The 552-nt window shown below is 37.5% G+C and carries 1 protein-coding gene; it reads right to left on the bottom strand.

What is annotated here, in order from left to right; translation table 11 throughout:
* The coding region (locus tag BA70_RS18970) for a transposase (protein ID WP_034325298.1) at positions 1-552 on the bottom strand (552 nt) is incomplete at both ends.

A 552-nucleotide genomic window follows, 5' to 3' on the forward strand; every position in this document is an offset into this window, starting at 1 on the left:
TTCTTTCCGTTTTGCATAGATGTCCTTATTCATTTGTGTGAGTCTCAGATGGTCTGCTTCATCTAGATAGTCCTGCCAAATATGCCGATGAATTTGTTTGGTATGATTTTGACTTTGTGTACAGCTATCTAGAAATGAGCAGGACTTACATACCTCTGAATCGGACGCATATTGCTTATAGCCTTCTCTAGTCGTTGTACGATAAGAGAGGATTTGCCCGTTTGGGCAAATGTAACAATCAAAATGTGCGTCATACACATATTCATTCTTTTTCAAGTAACCAGCTTTTGTTCTCGGACGAGTGTAAGGCATGACAGGTCTTATCTCTTGATCCATTAAAAACTTGGCGATGTAAGGTGTTTTATATCCAGCATCTACTGCAACTACATTTGGTTTTCCGACTTTCTTTGTCACTTTTGATACGAGTGAATCTAACATACGACTATCATGAACATTTCCACCAGTGACCAGTGATCCTAAAATAAATCCTTTTGAATCACAAGCTGTATGAAATGAATAAGCAAATAACTTTTCACGTTCATCCTTTACATA

The sequence above is a fragment of the Bacillus zhangzhouensis genome, from assembly GCF_000715205.1.
Lineage (GTDB): Bacteria > Bacillota > Bacilli > Bacillales > Bacillaceae > Bacillus > Bacillus zhangzhouensis.